The 976-nt window shown below is 44.9% G+C and carries 2 protein-coding genes; both read left to right on the top strand.

The genetic code is table 11. From position 1 onward, the window contains the following. On the top strand, positions 1-311 hold a 311-nt coding region (locus A3738_RS20895), incomplete at its 5' end, for a biopolymer transporter ExbD (protein WP_068763827.1). After that, positions 308-976, top strand: a 669-nt coding sequence (locus A3738_RS20900) for a hypothetical protein (RefSeq protein ID WP_197473944.1), incomplete at its 3' end; no start/stop codon positions are given. The genes A3738_RS20895 and A3738_RS20900, both read left to right, overlap by 4 nt.

The raw sequence follows: 976 nt of genomic DNA on the forward strand, positions 1-976 counted from the left end.
CGCAAGGCATTAAAATCGATCTGCCGCAGGTCGAGTCAGCCCCTGTGATTGTCGAACAAAATCAAGAGCCATTAATCATCTCAGTTGATTTAAACGGGACCTACTACATGGAGATGAGTTCGTTATCGCAAGACCCGTTGGAGCTAGATTTCTTGCTTGAGAAAACTGAGGGCTTGTTATCTGCCAATCCTCAATTAGCTGTTTTAGTTCGTGCGGATAAAAATGTTGAATACGGTCTTGTCGTTGAGTTGATGGCGGCGCTGCGTTCGGCTGGTGCGTCAGGTGTCGGTTTGATAACAGAAGATCTATGATCAAGAAAGCGAATCGCCAGCAATACTCTCAAGTTTTAAGAGAAAGCATTGCATTGCTGAAGCAGTCTTTAACTAAAGGTCATCGACGTTATCTAACAGCGAGTGTGGTTTTGCACTTGGTCGTGGTGATTGTGTTGAGTTGGTCTTGGAGTGCGAGTGAGGCAGTCAAAACCTATGTCATTCCTGCAAGTATCGAGGCGCGAGTGTTAACCGCTGAGGAAATTGATCAACTACCGTACAAGAAAAAGCAACGTCAAGAAGAACAGGCGCGTCAGAAAAAGAAACAAGATGAGCTAAGAAAGAAAAAAGAAGCGCAAAGAAAGAAAGAGTTGGCTAAGAAAAAAGCAGAGGCTGAGAGAAAAAAGAAAATCGCCAAGGCTAAGCAAGAAGAAGCTAAGAAGAAAAAGTTAGCAGAGCAAAAGCGAAAGGCAGAGTTAGAGGCGCAACGAAAGAAGCGCGAGCAGAAAAAGAAACAAGAGCAGGCGAAGCGTCAAGAACCGCCTAAACCGGTAGAGGCTCCAAAGCCTGATCGACGTTTAGAGAAATTGGCTGAACAAAGAGAGAAAACGCTACGAGAGCAGCGTATGGCAGAGCGGCTTAAAGGTATTCAAGATCTCAAAGAGTCTGCGCAATCTCCAGAGCCTGTTTTTGATTTGGATGAAAAG

The sequence above is a fragment of the Oleiphilus sp. HI0066 genome, assembly GCF_001635725.1.